This is a genomic window from Arcobacter sp. CECT 8989 (assembly GCF_004116715.1).
Classification (GTDB): Bacteria; Campylobacterota; Campylobacteria; order Campylobacterales; family Arcobacteraceae; genus Halarcobacter.
In genome coordinates this window covers 1-386 of record NZ_PDKE01000137.1, presented here as the reverse complement: position 1 = coordinate 386, position 386 = coordinate 1, and the positions used below count along the sequence as shown (strand labels likewise).

At 24.6% G+C, this 386-nt stretch carries 1 protein-coding gene; it reads left to right on the top strand.

All coding sequences use genetic code 11. The annotated features are described in order from the left end of the window. Positions 1-46: 46 nt before the first annotated feature. The gene (locus tag CRV02_RS14730) at positions 47-232 is read left to right on the top strand and encodes a hypothetical protein (RefSeq protein ID WP_258239348.1); all 186 of its coding nucleotides are present in this window, start codon (positions 47-49) and stop codon (positions 230-232) included. Positions 233-386: the final 154 nt, after the last annotated feature.

Below are 386 nucleotides of genomic sequence, written 5' to 3'. Positions count from 1 at the left end.
AATTTCTAAAACATAATTTATAAATCTTTTTAAAGAGTTTGAGGAAATGCAAAACTGTCCTATAGTTTTAAATAACTATGTGCCTATTGTTTCTAGTGATTTCAAAAAACAAGCCTATACAACTATTATTGACCACAGATATTCAGATGTAAAAAAAGAGAAAATGATTAAGTTTTTACTTTGGTATGACAATGAGTGCGGATATGCCTCAAAAACAATTGAGATTTTATAATATTATGTGCAAAAAAAAGCAAGCATTTAAACTTACATTTTAAATAATAAAAACTTTAAGTATTAGATAAATAATAATTATGCTTTTCTAGCTTTGATTTAAACGCTACAATAAACAACAACTGATTCAATTACAGAAACTACATTTCAAGGAT

Bases quoted from the DNA above. Each gene is read 5' to 3' on its own strand.
- CRV02_RS14730 (WP_258239348.1), top strand. From the start codon at position 47: ATGCAAAACTGTCCTATAGTTTTAAATAACTATGTGCCTATTGTTTCT.